We start from the raw sequence: 15346 nt of genomic DNA on the forward strand, positions 1-15346 counted from the left end.
ACGAATGACCGCTCAACGCGCGAGCAGAGCCTCGCAGGACCGCGCCGCGCACGCGCACGCCTGGACCGTCGCCGTGTCGATGGTCGGGCGTCCCGCCTGGGACCGCCAGAACCGCAGGGCCGTCAGCGCGACGCGCGAGATCTGCTCCGGGGTGGCGTCGTCGGGCATGCCGAGGCGGGTGTGCGGAGACATGCCCTCGCCGCCGAGCACTCGCTCGAGCAGGACGACGTCCGCGTCCCGCAACTGCAGACCGCTGGTGCGCAGTCCCGACAGCACCCGCAGTTCCCGGAACACGTGCGTGTCCGCGAGCAGCCGGTCGGCCGCCCTGCTCAGGCTGCGGCTCGCCGACGACGGTGTGCGGGCCAGCACGGCCTTCAGCGACCTGAGCGCCGAGTGCGCCTTCAATTCGGTGCTGCGCTGACCGAACTGCAGATGCAGTGTGCGGCGGAGGTCCTCGAGGCCACTGTGCGTCGTCAGCTCGCGGGCCAGCGCCGGAGCGTCGGTCGCGCCCGCGCGAATCAGCCTGACCGCGAACCGGATACCGAAGAGGCCGAAACAGTCGAGGAGGTCGCGTCGCTGCCGGGCCGCCAGCAGGAGATCGGCGTTGTCGGCGGTGAACCTGGTGACCGAGCGCAGCGCGGGTTCGAGTGCGTCGTCCGGAACGGCTGCGAGCACGGAGAGGTCGTCGAACTCGGTCTGACGCAGCGTCCGGCCGCGGAGCGCGAGAAGTCCCGACACGGGGAGCAGGCTCCGTTGCACCCGGCGACCCGCGTCGTCCGCGGCGGCCCGGGCGGCGTCGAGGGTGCGTTCGCGGCCGCCCTTCACCTCGTCGGCGCGCGACAGCACACCGACGATGCCGAGCGGACCGGTCGCCGTGCCGACCCGGGTCTGCAACTGGTCGAGCAACCGCACGTCCGCGCCGTCGGTGCCCCGGGTCAGGTAGACGACGGCGTCGACGTCGCACGGCCGGTCCTCGGGAAGAAGCAGCGCCCGGGTGCGCGCCGACACGTCCCGCGAGTTCGACGACGTTCCGGGAGTGTCCACGAGCGTGAACTCGCCGAGCAGCGCCGACGGCCACCCCACCTGCAGTCGCTCCACCCGATCCGCGGTCACCGTCCCCAGATCCAGCGAGAGTCTGCCCTCGTCCCGGTGCACGGGCAGTCGCGTCCGGCGTCCGGAGTCGTGGGTGAGATCGATCCGCGGCGTGGCGGACTGCTCGAACCAGGTGACCACCCGGGTGCACTCGGTGGCGTCGGTGGGCGCGATCTCCTCACCGACGAGGGCGTTGAGCAGCGTCGACTTCCCGGCCTTCAGCGTCCCGGTGAGGGCGACGCGGAGCGGCTCCTCGAGACGGGCGCCGCAGTGCCGGAGTTCCTCGACGGAGGCGGGGTCGCCGCGCAGTTCGTGCCGGGCGGCATCGATCAACTGACGGGTCTGCGCTCCCAGGCGAGTGACGCTCATGCCGCCACCCGTCCCGTGAATCCGGCGGCCTGCATTCGGATCTGCCGCAGCGTGTCGAGTTCCGTGCGGATCTGCGCCGACCGCGTCGCACGGTGATCGTCATGCATCTTCGACGCGTCCGTCGCCGCGCGCAGCGAATCGTCGACGGATCGGAGCATCTCGTTGGCCAGGTCGGTGAAATGGTCGCGCAGGACGCGCTGCACCTCGCGCAGCCGCTGCTTCGACTCCTTGCCTACCTGGAAGATGACGTCGTCCATCAATCTCGACACCGCCACCTTCGCCTCCGCCTGTCTGCGGGCGGTGCGCGCCTTGCGGTCCTCGCGATACGTGTTGGCGCCGAGCAGAACTCCGGCACCGATCGAGAAGGGATTCACCAGTGCCAGGCCTGCGAGGCTCGTGACGAGGCCGACCATCAGCACGCCACCGTACGACCCGCGCATGCTGGAGAGGACGCGTTGTGTGAAACCCTGCGCGCTCTCCAGGGATTCGAGGGTGTTGACGGGTTCGAGCACATGGTCCACGTCGTCGATGCGCAGCACGGGAACCGGGACCTTGCCGTCCTCGGCGAAGCGTTGTGCGACCGAAAGGGCGAGGGCCTGCGAACGGGTGTGGGCCATCACGAAGTTCTCGCGCACACACGTCGCGATCTCGCCGTCGAGCCAGGAACCGAACTCCTCCCATCGCGGTGCCGGGTCGGACTTGCCGATGTCCTCCTCGGCCGCGCGGATGACGGTGCGCAGACGATGACGTAGGTCGTGCTCGATGTCCGTCATCAACTCGACAGCCCCGTCGGCCAGCGTGTACTGCCAGTTCGCGGATCGCTGCCGGAGCTGATCCGCCGCCGCGCGTGCCCGGGTCATCTGTTCGAGCAGCGCGGCGCCGCGCTGCGGATCGCGCAGCGCATCCAATTCGGCGCCCAGCGACAGCGAGAGATGGTCGGTGACGGTGCGAACATCGGCGATCACCGAGTTGCGGAGCACGACATCCGCTTGTGCGACGACCTGATTGCGCAGGTAGTCCACCAGTTGCGGGATGCCGGATTCGACGTCGAGCGCGTCGTCACCGGTCTCGCGGGCGTCCGCGTGCATCAGTGCGGACACCGGCAGCAGCGGCAGCGGTAGGTCCGCATTCTGCAGGTGGGTGCGGTTGGCCTTCTGGATGTGCGCCCAGCGCGGATAGAAGTCGATCTTGTTGACGACGCAGATCACCATCGGGCACAGCTGGTGCACCTGCGTGAGCAGGGCGATCTCGGGTTCGGTGTATTCCTGGCTCGCATCGGAGACGAACAGCACCGCGTCCGCCGTGGGGACGAGTGCCAGGGTGTCCGCGGCGCGGGCGGGAGCGTGACCGGAGAATCCCGGTGCGTCGACGAGCACCAGTCCCTCGGCGAGCAGGTCGTGGGGGAGCGTGACCGTCGAATCCGGGTCCGATGCGACAGGCCCGTACTCGACGACCACCGGCTCGTGCCGGGACTGCGCGGTCGCCGACACATCCGCGTCGACGAGCGCACCTGCCACCGAACTGACACCCTTGTCGGTCAGGCCGAGAACCACGACCCGCGTGCGCGGATCGGCGAGACGAGACTCGGTGTGCGACAGCCGGGTCAGGAGATCACCGCGACCCGCAGTCCGGGTGAGTGCCGCGAGTTGCGTCAGCAGCGCCGCCATCGACGCAGTGGTCTCGGCAGGAAGATTCGAGCGCGAAGGGGTGGCGACGGCGGGGGATTCGAGGGTGGCGTTCATGATCTCCGCAAGAGTGGGTGACGGACGTTCTGGAGAGGGGAGTGGCGGGCCCGCGTGCAGGGGAGTCGGCGGGCCCGCCACGTCGAGGTCAGAACACGTGCTGGTCGACGGTCGTCGTCGCAGTCAGGCTCTGATCGTGGGTGTCGAGAGTGGTACCGGAATCGGCCGTCAACCCCGACGACAGGCTCGTCGCGCTCGTCGCATCGAGTGACGTGCCGGTGTCGAGCGCGGCGCTCGAGTCATACGTGGTGCCGGAGTCGTATGTTGTGCCGGAGTCGTACGTGGTGGCCGTGTCGAAGGTCGTTGCGGTGTCGGTCGTACTCGTGAGGTGGGTCGTGGTGTCGGTTGTCGTGGTGGCGTTGCCGAGATCCGTGTTCGAGGTCGTGTGATCCGCCGACGAGAGATCACCGGTCGCCGCGGTGCTGGTGACAGCCGTGGACGGGGTGGTCTCCTGGGACTGGCCGTGGTCCGCGGCCGGCGCCGTTGCCGCCGTGGTGGTTGTCGCTGTGGTGGTCGCCTCCGGTGTCTGGGTCTGGGTCGCGGTGGCCGTCGCATGGTCGTCGGTCGTGACGGGCGATGCTGTCGTCGTCTCGGATCGGCCGAGATCCGCGGTGGGCGCCGTCGCGTTCTGCGTGGCGGAGTCGGATGTCGTCGCCGCTACTCGTGTGCCCTCGTCGGCAGAGGTCGAAGTGGGCTCCGAACTCCGCGTATTCTGCTGATCCGCAACCTGATTCTGATTCTGTGTATACGTCACCGCCGTATCGGAGTGGGTCGACACCGGGGTCGTCGTGATCGGCTGGGCCGTGGGTGCGGCACTCGCTGCACCAGGTTGCACGGCGGCGGGCGACGTCGGTGAGGACAGCGATGCCGTCGGTGCCAGAGTCGACGGCTGCGTCGCAACCGGGTTGGCCTGAGTGAACGCAGGCTGTGAGGTCTCGTGGCCGGCTCCCGCTCCCGCGACATTGTGGGTATCGGTGCGTCCGTCGTGGTCGGTGGCGTTGTTCTGGTGGGTCTGGTTGCCGGTGTCGTGTCCGGCGTTCTCGAACCCGCGGCTGCTGTTGTCGCGCGGTGAATCGTGGCGGGATTCGTCGGCCGACTGCGAATTACGCTGCGGTGCACCGTGCTGAGCGGCTTCTCCGCCGGTGGGATTCGTCGGGTGGAGGTCGCGCAGGAGCCCGTCGAGTCCGTTGCGAAGAAGGTCCGCCGCGTGGGGTGCGCCGCCCAGGTCGGGTTGCGGTGGGTGGATTTCGCTTCTCGTCATGAGTGCTCCTTCATCTCGGTTTGCCCCTTCGAGGCGACTGCCGACGACGGTATGGGCCGTTCCTGGGAAGACCATGGGAGGACGCTGCACCTTCCCTAGGGGCGCGCGAAGCCGCACACAGGAACATCGCAGGAAGCACACAGTGGTCGGCACAGGAAGGCGGTTTAGCGTTTCGATCGGCAGGAAAGACGCCTGCCGTCACCACGGAACGGAGATCACGACATGCGGACATCGATGGGGATCAGTATGGGTTCCGACTCGTTCGTGTCCGCGCAGATGCACGGTGAATCGCAGATGCACCGGGAGCGCGACGGGTTCGCGGTGGTGCGGCACTCGGCCGAGCTCGTGCTGTCGTCGAGCAGCGCGCCCGCCCTCGGCCCGCACCGCAGCGGTCCGCTTCCTCAGGGCAGCATCGTGTTTCGCGACTTCATCGACCGGGTCGGTGATCCGGTTCCGGTGATCGGCGACGACGGAACCCGGACCCCGGCCGCGCAATTGGTGACCACCGCGCTGGACTGCCTCATTCGTGGCCGCACCCCGTCGCCCGACCACGTGGTGGTTGGGGCTCCGGCGGGCTGGTCGGAATACGCCGTCGAGGAACTCGAGGACGAGATCCGCCGCTGGGGTCTGCTGCAGCATCGCACCGTCACCGTGATCCCCGAAACCATTGCGGCACTCACATGGATCTCCGGAGTCGAGACGCTCGACGACTACGCAACACTGCTGCTGTGCGACGTCGGAGCCCATTCCCTCGACCTGACCCTGGCCACGAGGCGCGGCGCCGATTTCGGTGTGGTCCGATCGACGCGGAGCGCCGACTTCAGCGGCGACCACGCCGACCGGCTGCTGATGGAACACGTGGTCGCGCTCGTACTGAACACGAACCCGGACTTCGACGTCGACGATCCCGCCCACCACGGTGCGCTGACCGAACTCGCCGCCCGCTGCCGGATTGCGAAGGAGCGGTTGTCGCAGGACACCTCTGCCGTGGTGACCGTCGAGCTTCCCGGAATCCGACGCCAGATACGCGTCATGCGGTCCGAATTCGAGGAAGTCATCCGCGGATCACTCACCCGCGCCGCGGACACGGTGGCCCGTGAACTCGAACGCCTCACCGAGATAGGCACCCCCGTCGACGCTGTCGTCCTCCTCGGCGGCGGAGCAGCGGTCCCGCTCGTGTCGGAAATGTTCTCGACGGCCGTGGACGTCCCACTCGTCGTCTCACCCGAGCCGGCGACGGCGTCCGCCCGCGGCGCGGCGGTGATCGCCGAGCGGGCATCGCTACAACAGTCGGGTTCCCGGGTGATGTCGGCACCGGGACCCCGGGTGACACCACCGGCGGCGCCGCGACCGGTCGTGGCAGCAGCGTCGTCGCGCGTGCTGCCCCCGCCCGCATCGGCTGAGGTGCCGACCCGGCGCGTCGCGCCGCCCGCAACGATCGTTGTGGCGCCGACGAGTGTGCCGGCGAGGGAGACGCCGAAGTCGGGGATCCGGGGATGGATGGTGGCGGCGAGCGTCGTCGTGCTCGTCCTCCTCGGCGCGGGCGCGGCGGCGACCCAACTGATCGGCCAGGACGACGCTCCCTCGGCGACGTCCACCACAACTTCGTCCGTCGAACAGGCTTCGTCGGCCGACGAGACCGCGCAGGACGACACCGTCCAGGAATACACCGTGCAGAGCCCGGCGCCCGCCCAGCCGATGGGCGGCGGAATGCCGGGACGCGGCGGTGCCGGACCGCGGTAGGTCAGATCTCGGTGAGTGCGCGAGCCGACAGTGAGGCGTAGATGAGCATGAATACGAACAGCATCCAGCCCGCACCCTGCCAGATCGGCCATCGGCCGCCTGCCCGCCACACCCGGTAGGTCTGCACGAAGGCTCCGACACCGCCCACGAGCAGCAATGTGGGTGGACCGAAGACGAGGACGTACTTCTCCCCGCCGGCACACTCCATCATCGACTCGGCGCAGTCACCGGACCCGATCGACATCCACGCGACCGAAAGGAGCGCGACGAGGACTGCACCGGCCATCACCGCCACCGTGTACGTGGCGGCGCGGCGAAAGGTGAGATCGGCGCCCGAAGTCATCATGTCGGAGGTTACGCCGTGCGCAACGCGGGCCGTCACGGAAACAGCAGCGCCCCCACCGATCACGGTGGGGGCGCTGCTGCTGTTCACTGCTGTCGGCTAGCTCTTCCGGCCCGGTGCCTTCGCGCCTGCCTTGAAACCGAGTCCGCCGGGCTTCGCCGGCGGCGGAGCCTTGACCGTCTCCGGGGCTTTGCCGTTGGATCCGTCGCCGTTCGACTCCTCGACCTTGGGAGCCGCGGTCGCGGGTGCCTCGGCCTTCGGCGCTTCAGCAGAGGGAGCCTCTGCCTTCGGTGCTTCGGCCTTCGGAGCTTCGGCCTTCGGAGCGGCGGCCTTGGGGGCCGCGGTCTTTCGTGCTCCAGGAGCCTTCGCGCCGCTCTTGAAACCGAGTCCACCGGCCTTCGCCGCCGGGGGAGCCTTCGGCGCCTCGGCCGCGGGTGCCTCCGAAGGGGAAGAGGTGTCGGCGACCTGCGGTTCGGCAGCCTGGGGTTCGGCGACTGCCGGCTCGGCGGGAGCGTCCGCGGGAGCAGCCTTCGCGCCGGGAGCCTTCGCCTTGCCCTTCATCTGCAAACCCTTGCCCGGTGCCTTGGCGCCGGACGCGAGTCCGAGTCCCTTCGGCTTCGCCGCGGGTGCTTCCTGAGCAGGGGTTTCCGCTGCGGGAGCCTCCGCCGCCGGTGCATCGGCAGCCGGAGCGGCGGCCTTCGCGCCGGGAGCCTTGGCGGCACCCTTCATCTGCAGACCCTTGCCGCCCGGTGCCTTCGCACCGCCGGCGAGTCCGAGGCCCTTGGGCTTGGGTGCCTCCGCTGCGGGCGCCTCCGTACCGGCAGCCTCGGCCGGGGCGGGAGCAGCCTTCTTGGCGCCGGGAGCCTTGGCCCCGCCTGCCATGCCGAGTCCCTTGCCGAGTCCCTTGCCGGGTGCCTTGGCGCCGGGAGCCTTCGCCCCGGGTGCCTTGGCCAGGCCCTTCATCGCCAGACCCTTGCCCGCCGGAGCTTCCGTGGCGGCCGGCGTTGCAGCGGCCTCCTCGACCTCTTCGACGCGCTCCTTCTCCACCACCTCGGCCTTGGCCTCGGCTGCTGCCGGCGATGCGGCCGGCTCGGCCGGCTTCTCGCGGGGGATGACCTTGATGTTCTCGCTCAGCTTCTCGGGCTCGAGACGCGTGATGGACGAGAGCATCAGCTGGGCGACGTCCACGACCTCGACGCCCTCGCCCTGGCCGGACTCCTGGCGAGCGGTGACACCGTCGGTGAGCATGACGCGGCAGAACGGGCAGCCGGTCGCGATCTTCTTCGGATCCGTGCTGAGCGCCTCGTCGACCCGGTCGATGTTGATGCGCTTGCCGATGTTCTCTTCCATCCACATGCGGGCACCACCGGCACCACAGCACATGGACCGCTCGCCGTGACGGGGCATTTCCTTCAGCTTCGCGCCGGAGGCTTCCATCAGCTCGCGGGGTGCGTCGTAGACCTTGTTGTGGCGGCCGAGGAAGCAGGGGTCGTGGTAGGTGACGTCCTCACCGACGGACGCGACCGGAATCAGCTTCTTCTGGCGGACCAGGCGGTTGAGCAGCTGAGTATGGTGAACCACCTCGTACTCGCCGCCGACCTCCGGGTACTCGTTGCCGAGGGCGTTGAAGCAGTGGGCGCAGGTGACGACGATCTTGCGCTTGCGCTGCTCGACGCCGTCGAAGACGGAGTTCAGCAACTCGATGTTCTGCATGGCGAGCTGCTGGAACAGGAATTCGTTACCCGCGCGGCGAGCGGAGTCACCGGTGCACGTCTCGTCGGCGCCGAGCACCATGAACTTCACGCCGGCGGTGGCGAGCAGTTCGGCAACGGCCTTGGTGGTCTTCTTGGCGCGGTCCTCGTAGGCGCCGGCGCAGCCGACCCAGAAGAGGTACTCGTAGTCCTCGAAGCTGTCCGCATCCTGGCCGAACACCGGGATCTCGAAGTCCATCTCGTTGATCCAGTTGAGACGGTCCTTGGAGTTCTGGCCCCAGGGGTTGCCCTTGTTCTCGAGGTTCTTGAACAGGCCGGCCAGTTCGGACGGGAACTCCGACTCGATCAGCACCTGGTAACGGCGCATGTCGATGATGTGGTCGACGTGTTCGATGTCGACGGGGCACTGCTCGACGCACGCGCCGCAGTTGGTGCAGCTCCACAGCGTCTCGGCGTCGATGACCGGGGCCAGCTCGCCTTCGACGGTGTCGCCGACCAGCTTGCGCTCGGCCTCCTGGCGCGCAGCCTCCGGGATTGCGGCCAGCTTGGCCTCGTCCACGGCGCCCTCGCCGTTCACCAGGCCGACCTCGTCGCCGCCCATGTCCTTGCGGCCACCGGCCAGCAGGTATGGGGCCTTCGCGTAACCGTGGTCGCGCAGCGAGGTGATCAGCAGCTTCGGGGACAGCGGCTTGCCGGTGTTCCACGCGGGGCACTGCGACTGGCAGCGCCCGCACTCGGTGCAGGTGGTGAAGTCCAGCCAGCCCTTCCACGAGAAGTCCTCGATGTTGCCGGCGCCGAACGTGTCGGTGTCCGGGTCGGCGTCCTCCATGTTGATGGGCTTGCCGCCCGACATCATGGGCTTGGCCGCACCGAGGGCGACGTCGCCGTCGTCCTCACGCTTGAAGTAGATGTTCGCGAACGCCGCGAAACGGTGCCAGGCGACACCCCAGGTGATGTTGCGTCCGACGACGTAGAGCCAGATCATGCCCGACATCAGCTTGACGAAGGCGAAGAACGCGACCATGTTCGGGCTCGCGGGCAGCAGCTTCGCGAGGTTCATCGTGAAGAAGTCGGTCCACGGGTTGGCGTGGCCGTAGGTGGCGATCTTGCCGGCCTTCACGAAGATCATGCCCAGGCCCTCGATGAGGACGACGGCCTCGACGAAGTACGCGGCCTTGAAGTCGGAGCCACTGAAACGGGACAGCCGGGCGGGCACGCGGGGGTGGTTGAGCTGGCGGATCACGATCAGCGTGGTGATACCGATGACCGTGCCGAGGCCCAGGATCTCGTCGATGAAGTGGTAGACGGCGGTGTTACCGACCAGCGGCCAGTGGAACGCCGGGTCGAACGTCTGCCCGTACGCCTCGAACCACACGATGGCTCCGAGCATGAACCCGACCATGACCAGCCAGTGAGCCCAGCCGACGGTGCGGAACTTGCTCATGCGGGTGTGCGCGATGAACTCGACGCACATCTGCTTGAAGCGCGGGAAGAACGGGCGCCATCGGTCCGGGGCCGACTGGCCGATCCGGACGACGTTGACCATCTTCAATGCGCCAGTGATGAAGGAGAACCAACATACGAGGCTCAGCAGCACGCCGATGGTGCCCAACGTGATCGTCAGGGCATTCATGTCGCGGCCTTTCGTTTCAGGGCGGCAGGGCGGCCACCTCGGGACTGCTCGTGATCCTAACGCTTGCTAAGTTACCCGCTAGTAACTTATTTAGTCTACCTGCGGGTAACTTACCGGTGTTCAGTGGGATCTCTGCAGCTCGGGCGCCGATAGGGCATGTGGTGCATGCCACAATCGGACTTTCTGTTCGTCACGTTAAAGGGTCGGAATTGCGGCGTTCACCCAAGGTCGCCCTAACTTCCGCCGGCAGGCGTCGGAGGCCGTCCGAGCGGCTTCGTGAGAGGGCTCCGTGTGGTCGTTTTCGTCACGAATTCGACGCGGTTGCATTGCGTCCGGATAACGATGGGCAAATATTCTGCGTGCTCACGTCGGCTCTTCCGATAATCCGGGCGAGTGACGTAATTCATCGCGTGTAATTCGCGCGAATTACGCCGATTCGATTCGCTACTGATCGGTAACTTTCGAGGGTGGTGAATTTTTCGTCAATGAACAATTCGGCCGTGATTCCGCTGTTACTCTGAGCGTGTTTTCCGGCCCTGGCCAGCGGCCGCACGGGGGGGGCCGAGCAGTGCACTTCGATCACACCAGTACTTCGTCGGGTAGCTCCTGAAATGAGGCATCAATGATCGTGAGAAAAGCTGCAGTGACGGCGGGCATGGCGGTGGCCGCCATGGGTCTTACTGCCGGAGTGTCACATGCGGGGCCGGTGGCGGCGCCTGCTCCTGCGGCGCCTGTTCCGGCAACGGCGGCGCCCGCGGTTCCTTCGCTGCCGTTCCACGACGTCGCGTCCCGCGAGGAGAACGACAGGGCGTTCGCCCAGTTCGGTGCGCAGGTCGGCATCGCCGTCACGGTCGGAAGCCTGGTCGGAACCATTGCTGGGGCCGGAATCGGCTGTATCGCAACACTTCCCGCTGGGTGCGTCGCCGGACTGGTCACCGGAGCCGGTATCGGCGGGGTCGTCGGAACCATCGTGGCCGGCGGTCCCACCCTCGGCGTCAGCGCGTATCAGTTGTGGGAGACGTACAACGCCGCCCCGGGGACGTCGATCTACGCGGACAGAGGCGAGTAAGAACCCTCGCCTCGACGCCCGGCCCCGTCGTGTCTCGCACGGCGGGGCCGAGTCGTGCGAGACGGCCTTCCGCAAAGAAACCGACCGGTTCCCCGCTTTGTGTGGTAATAACTGCATCAATGACTGGTGCAATTCTTTGAATTCGGTCTCGGTGTCGCCCGGGAACAAAGTTTCATAGCCCCTCGCCGACTATTTTTCGAGCGATTTTCTCGAGTCGAGTCTCAATTGGGATCTATCACATCAGCAAGTTACTGTTTAGCAACGGATGGGGTTGGACTTATAAGGGGAACCGAATGAAGTTGCGTCGAGTCGTCACGACATCGGCTTTGGTGGCGAGTACCTTCGCCGCGGGATCTGGGCTTGCGATTGCTGATCCGGCTGAGCCACAGGGGCAGATCGGCTACGAGACTCGCGTCGAGGATCGTGCCGTCGTCACGAAGATCGATGCAGGTGCCTTCGTGGTGTCGTCGGATGGACAATCCGTTGCGCTCGAAGACGGCGCTGGGCATGCCGTCGTCTCGCTGCCCCTCGCGTACCGCTTCGATGGTCTGCAGTTCCCCTTCGACGAGAAGGTCAGCGAGGACGGTAAGACCCTCACCCTGACCCCGGTTGTCGATCGCGCGAAGGCGACGCCGATCGCGGACGCTGATCTCCCGCTGGGCGACGTTGCTTCGGTCGAAGAAAATACGCGTGCGCAGACCAATTTCGGTCAGCAACTTGCGCTGGCCTCCGCGGTCGGCGGACTGGCCGGCACTGTCGTCGGAGGCGCGATCGGCTTGGTCGGCCTGATCGCGGGGCCTGTGGCGCTGGCGACCGTCCCGGTGTTCGCGGCAGTCGGCGCGATTGCCGGAACGGTCATTGTCGGAGGGCCGACCCTCGTCATCGCAGGTATTCAGCTGGCCCAGACTCTCACGGCGCCCGATGGAACCACGGTCTGGGCGAAGAACGGCAAGAACGCGAAGTAGTAAGTCGTTGGTGAGGCTCAGGCCCTCCGGAGAGGTGTGAAAGTTCATGGCAGAACTGTTTGGCATCCTGGCCGACATCTTCGGCTACGTGTTCACGATCGTGACTGTCGGACCGAAGCTGTTCTGACGTCTTCACGAGGCGTGAGTAGGCCTACTGCAACACGAAGTCGGTGAAGTAGCCGCACCCGGCAGTGCCCGGACACCGCCCGCCTCCCTTCGGAGGCGGGCGGTTCGTCGTTGTGTGCGCAGTGAACCTCGTCACACCGGCGGAGCTGACCTGCCTGGTTGGCCCATGCTTAGGCTAACCTTCGTCCGTCACAGCGCTGCTCTCGAAACGGATCTCGATGAACCTCCGACGGTTTACTGCCACGTCCATGCTCGTCGTCGCGGCGATGGGCGTCGGTGCGGCCACGTCATACGCCGATCCGGCCGCCGCACCCCAGCAGGGTGCGGAACAGGGCATCCCGAACATCAACTACCAGACCGCTCGAGACGGTGACGCCGCTGTGGCCACCCTCGACGCCGGCGCCTTCTCGATCAACGCCGCGAACGACACAGTCGACGTGGTCGACGACGGCGGCCGCGTCGTCGCCGCCATTCCCATGTTCTTCCGGGTCGACGACCTGCAGCATCCGTTCGCCGTGGCGGTCGACGAGTCCGCTCGCGTCCTGCGACTCGTCCCGAACATGGATCCGTCGGCAGCGACCCCCGTCCCCGTGTCGGAGCGGCTGACCCTCGACGACGTCGCTGCACCGCAGGACAAGCAGGAACGCGACGACCGCGCACTCGACGACTTCCAGCAGCAACTCGGCATCACGAGCGCGATCACCGCGATCGTCGCCGCCATCATCGGCGGGGCGATCGGTTGCGCGATCGGCATCATCCCCGGCACCGCTGCGCTGGTGATTCCGTTCCTCGGCCTCGCCGGCCCGGTGGCGGGGTGCATCGGAGGTGCGCTGATCGTCGCGCCCGTCGTCGCGCTCGCCGGCACCATCGTCGTGGGCGGTGGCGCCCTGGTGGTTCTGGGAATTCAGTACTTCAACACTATCAACAGCCCGTTCGTCGCACCGGAACCCACGGCATGAGCGGCCGGTTCGCACGGAACCTGCGGGCCGTCACCGGAGCAGCGTTCCTCGTCGTCGCGGCCCTCGGGATCTCCGCCGGGACCGCACACACAGCTCCACTGACACAGCAGGATTCGTCCGACATCGGCTACGAGGCACACGCCGAGGGCGAGTCCGTCGTCACGTCGATCGACGCGGGCGCCTTCCGGATCACAGACACCCGGGAAGCGATCGAGGTGGTGGACGACGGCGGCAAGGTGGTGGCTGCACTGCCGCTCACGATTCGGGTCGGCGACGCCGTCTATCCGATCGACGCCGACCTCGACGGGCGGACGGTCACGCTCACCCCACAGGTTCCCGCCGACGTCGCGTCGTCGCTGAAATCGGTAGCGCAGGACGGATTCGACACTCAGGAAGAGCGTGACGACTCGGCGCTCGCAGACTTCAACAGCTACCTCGGTTACGCGACGCTGATCGGCGGCCTGATCTTCGGCGTGATCTTCGGTGCCGTGGGTCTCGCGGTCGGGTGCGGCCTGTTCGCCGTCACCGTGATCGGCACGCCGGTCGGGTGCCTCGGCGGGCTGCTGGCGGGATTCGCCGCCGGCGGGCTGGCCGGAACCATCTTCGTGGGCGGCGCCGCGCTGGTGATCCTCGGAATCCAGTACCTCGTCACCATCAACACGCCGTTCGTTCCGCCCGCGCCCGAGCCGACCGCCTGATCAGTTGGCGCGCGCTCGGTAGCCGTCGAGGAAGGCCGCGACCCCGTCGGTGACGATCACCGACACCTCGTCGTCGCCGAGGGTGGACGGCGCCGTGGAACGTGCGTTCGGAGTTCTCCGCCTCCACGAGTAGCGCGAAATGGTGTGCGGCCGTGCGTGGGTCGCCGAGATGAAGGATGGTCGGAGGGTGCCCGGTCCGGCGAACGCGTCCGCCGGTGCCTGCTGGACGTGGCTGGGCCCGGCCCTACGCAGCCTGAGTGCGACCGACGACGACGGCCCGCCTCCCCGAGAGGGAAGCGGGCCGTCGTCGTCGGTTCAGCGTTACGAGGTGCGCACGCGCAGACCCGGGTTCTCGGCCAGTACCTCGTTGATCGGCGTGGCGAACAACTCGGGGCTCTCGCCGAGGACGAACGTGACGACGTCCGCGACCTGGCAGATCGGGTACTGCCCGACGTTGGAGGCGCTCGAGATTCCGAGCGCCAGCGTGCCGGTCACGATCGTGCCGCCGCTGTCGCCCTGCAGGGCGCACATACTGGTCGAGAAGCTGTCGGCCAGGGTGCGCTCACCGACCGAGACGGTCTGTGCGACGGACGTCACGACACCGCACGTGAAACCGGTGGTCAGACCCGACTTGCACACCGGGGCGCCGACAATCGGGTCGGCCGTACCGGTGATGGCGACCGGCGCTGCGCCGGGCACCCGGACGCCGTTGTTCTCGAACCGGTGTGCGGCGTTGTCGTCGGCCCGGATGATCGAGTAGTCGTGGATGTCCAGGCTGGTCTTGGCGAAGGTGCCGATCCGCGGACCGGTGCCACCCGGGACCAGGGAGAACGCCTCCGACGCCTCCGAGGTGCCGGCAGCCTCCCGGTTGGGGTCGCAGTGTCCTGCCGTGATGTTCACCGGACCGCCCGAGCTGTCGGTGCCGTTGAAACCGAGCGAGCAGCGCAGCCCTACTCCGCCGCCCAGCGAGCCGTACGCGTCGCCGCCCAGCAGGGCGTCGGCGGGGAGCGGTTCGGCGATGGGGGTGAGGTCGGTGGACGGCAGCGGAGCGGCCGTGGCAGGCGACTGCACGACGCGTGCGCCCTTCAGGAAGTCCGGAAGCTGCAACCCGCCCACGTTGTCCGCACGGAGCACGAGATCGTTGTTCACGATGTCGATTGCCACTCCGCGAACGAGATCCGCGACGGCAGGCGGCTGGGTGTCCAGCCAGCCGTCGAGCGACTTCACCTGAGCCTGCAGGCTGCTCTCGCTCTGCGCCACATCCTTCACCTGGAAGCCGGCCTTCTCGGCCGCGGCGACGGCGGCGTCCTTGTCGGCGCCGTCGGCGAGCCCGACGATCGGGGTGCCGGCGTTGTCGAGCCACGTTCCGGCGAACGCATCCGGGAACTGGGTGCGGGCGATCTTCGCGAACTCGGCCAGCTTCTGGCCCAGCTCGGAGTGCTCCAGGTACTGGTCTGGGCTCAGCGACAGATCACGCTGGATAGCGTCGATCAGTTCCGCGGGAAGCTTAGCGGCCTGGCCGGACACTCCGGGCTCGACCGGATCGGCCTGAGCGGAGGCGGCGACCGGACCGAGGAGCAGCAGCGCGGCGGAGCCGAACACGGCGGCACGACGTGCGATGGAGCTTCGCATGG

The 15346-nt window shown here is 67.6% G+C and carries 11 protein-coding genes; 5 read left to right on the plus strand and 6 right to left on the minus strand.

Annotated elements, in window-relative coordinates; all coding sequences use genetic code 11:
• Positions 1-12: 12 nt before the first annotated feature.
• The 3 genes from DTA22_RS11840 to DTA22_RS11850 all read right to left on the minus strand — a co-directional run bounded on the left by DTA22_RS11840 (position 13) and on the right by DTA22_RS11850 (position 4464).
• On the minus strand, positions 13-1461 hold the full coding sequence (locus DTA22_RS11840; RefSeq protein ID WP_112299532.1) for a dynamin family protein: 1449 nt from the start codon (positions 1459-1461) through the stop codon (positions 13-15).
• Positions 1458-3203 (minus strand): P-loop NTPase family protein, encoded by a 1746-nt coding sequence (locus DTA22_RS11845; protein ID WP_112299533.1) that lies wholly within the window; start codon positions 3201-3203, stop codon positions 1458-1460. Before DTA22_RS11845 ends, DTA22_RS11840 begins: the two co-directional genes overlap by 4 nt.
• Positions 3204-3291: 88 nt before the next feature.
• A complete protein-coding gene (locus DTA22_RS11850) occupies positions 3292-4464 on the minus strand; it encodes a RodZ family helix-turn-helix domain-containing protein (protein WP_245973332.1) in 1173 nt (390 codons plus the stop codon).
• 222 nt (positions 4465-4686) lie between these two features.
• Between DTA22_RS11850 and DTA22_RS11855 the strand changes: the two genes are divergently transcribed.
• Positions 4687-6207: an Hsp70 family protein gene (locus DTA22_RS11855; protein WP_255309460.1), complete on the plus strand. Its 1521-nt coding sequence runs from the start codon at positions 4687-4689 to the stop codon at positions 6205-6207.
• Position 6208: 1 nt separating this feature from the next.
• Here DTA22_RS11855 and DTA22_RS11860 read toward each other — a convergent pair whose 3' ends face one another.
• Complete coding sequence (locus tag DTA22_RS11860; RefSeq protein ID WP_245973331.1) at positions 6209-6640, minus strand: hypothetical protein; 432 nt, start codon at positions 6638-6640, stop codon at positions 6209-6211.
• 9 nt (positions 6641-6649) lie between these two features.
• A complete protein-coding gene (locus tag DTA22_RS11865; RefSeq protein WP_112299536.1) occupies positions 6650-9895 on the minus strand; it encodes a (Fe-S)-binding protein in 3246 nt (1081 codons plus the stop codon).
• A 622-nt stretch (positions 9896-10517) separates the two neighbouring features.
• Between DTA22_RS11865 and DTA22_RS11870 the strand changes: the two genes are divergently transcribed.
• The 4 genes from DTA22_RS11870 to DTA22_RS11885 all read left to right on the plus strand — a co-directional run bounded on the left by DTA22_RS11870 (position 10518) and on the right by DTA22_RS11885 (position 13712).
• Complete coding sequence (locus DTA22_RS11870) at positions 10518-10964, plus strand: hypothetical protein (protein ID WP_112299537.1); 447 nt, start codon at positions 10518-10520, stop codon at positions 10962-10964.
• Between the two features lie 293 nt (positions 10965-11257).
• Positions 11258-11929 carry a hypothetical protein gene (locus DTA22_RS11875; RefSeq protein WP_037243489.1) on the plus strand — a complete coding sequence of 224 codons (672 nt, stop codon included), beginning with the start codon at positions 11258-11260 and terminating at the stop codon, positions 11927-11929.
• Positions 11930-12273: 344 nt separating this feature from the next.
• Positions 12274-13014, plus strand: a complete 741-nt coding sequence (locus DTA22_RS11880) for a hypothetical protein (protein WP_037243490.1) — start codon at positions 12274-12276, stop codon at positions 13012-13014.
• On the plus strand, positions 13011-13712 hold the full coding sequence (locus DTA22_RS11885) for a hypothetical protein (protein ID WP_052033774.1): 702 nt from the start codon (positions 13011-13013) through the stop codon (positions 13710-13712). The genes DTA22_RS11880 and DTA22_RS11885 overlap by 4 nt, the downstream gene beginning before the upstream one ends.
• A 321-nt stretch (positions 13713-14033) precedes the next feature.
• Here DTA22_RS11885 and DTA22_RS11890 read toward each other — a convergent pair whose 3' ends face one another.
• Positions 14034-15344, minus strand: a complete 1311-nt coding sequence (locus DTA22_RS11890; RefSeq protein ID WP_037243492.1) for a S1 family peptidase — start codon at positions 15342-15344, stop codon at positions 14034-14036.
• Between the last annotated feature and the right edge of the window lie 2 nt (positions 15345-15346).

The sequence above is a fragment of the Rhodococcus wratislaviensis genome, assembly GCF_900455735.1.
Taxonomy (GTDB): domain Bacteria; phylum Actinomycetota; class Actinomycetes; order Mycobacteriales; family Mycobacteriaceae; genus Rhodococcus_F; species Rhodococcus_F wratislaviensis.

What these genes read in the sequence shown, in the direction of transcription:
- DTA22_RS11885 (WP_052033774.1), top strand. Translation starts at nt 13,011, where the DNA reads ATGAGCGGCCGGTTCGCACGGAACCTGCGGGCCGTCACCGGAGCAGCG.
- DTA22_RS11880 (WP_037243490.1), top strand. Translation starts at nt 12,274, where the DNA reads ATGAACCTCCGACGGTTTACTGCCACGTCCATGCTCGTCGTCGCGGCG.
- DTA22_RS11850 (WP_245973332.1), bottom strand. Translation starts at nt 4,464, where the DNA reads ATGACGAGAAGCGAAATCCACCCACCGCAACCCGACCTGGGCGGCGCA.
- DTA22_RS11840 (WP_112299532.1), bottom strand. Translation starts at nt 1,461, where the DNA reads ATGAGCGTCACTCGCCTGGGAGCGCAGACCCGTCAGTTGATCGATGCC.
- DTA22_RS11870 (WP_112299537.1), top strand. Translation starts at nt 10,518, where the DNA reads ATGATCGTGAGAAAAGCTGCAGTGACGGCGGGCATGGCGGTGGCCGCC.
- DTA22_RS11845 (WP_112299533.1), bottom strand. Translation starts at nt 3,203, where the DNA reads ATGAACGCCACCCTCGAATCCCCCGCCGTCGCCACCCCTTCGCGCTCG.
- DTA22_RS11865 (WP_112299536.1), bottom strand. Translation starts at nt 9,895, where the DNA reads ATGAATGCCCTGACGATCACGTTGGGCACCATCGGCGTGCTGCTGAGC.
- DTA22_RS11875 (WP_037243489.1), top strand. Translation starts at nt 11,258, where the DNA reads ATGAAGTTGCGTCGAGTCGTCACGACATCGGCTTTGGTGGCGAGTACC.
- DTA22_RS11890 (WP_037243492.1), bottom strand. Translation starts at nt 15,344, where the DNA reads ATGCGAAGCTCCATCGCACGTCGTGCCGCCGTGTTCGGCTCCGCCGCG.
- DTA22_RS11855 (WP_255309460.1), top strand. Translation starts at nt 4,687, where the DNA reads ATGCGGACATCGATGGGGATCAGTATGGGTTCCGACTCGTTCGTGTCC.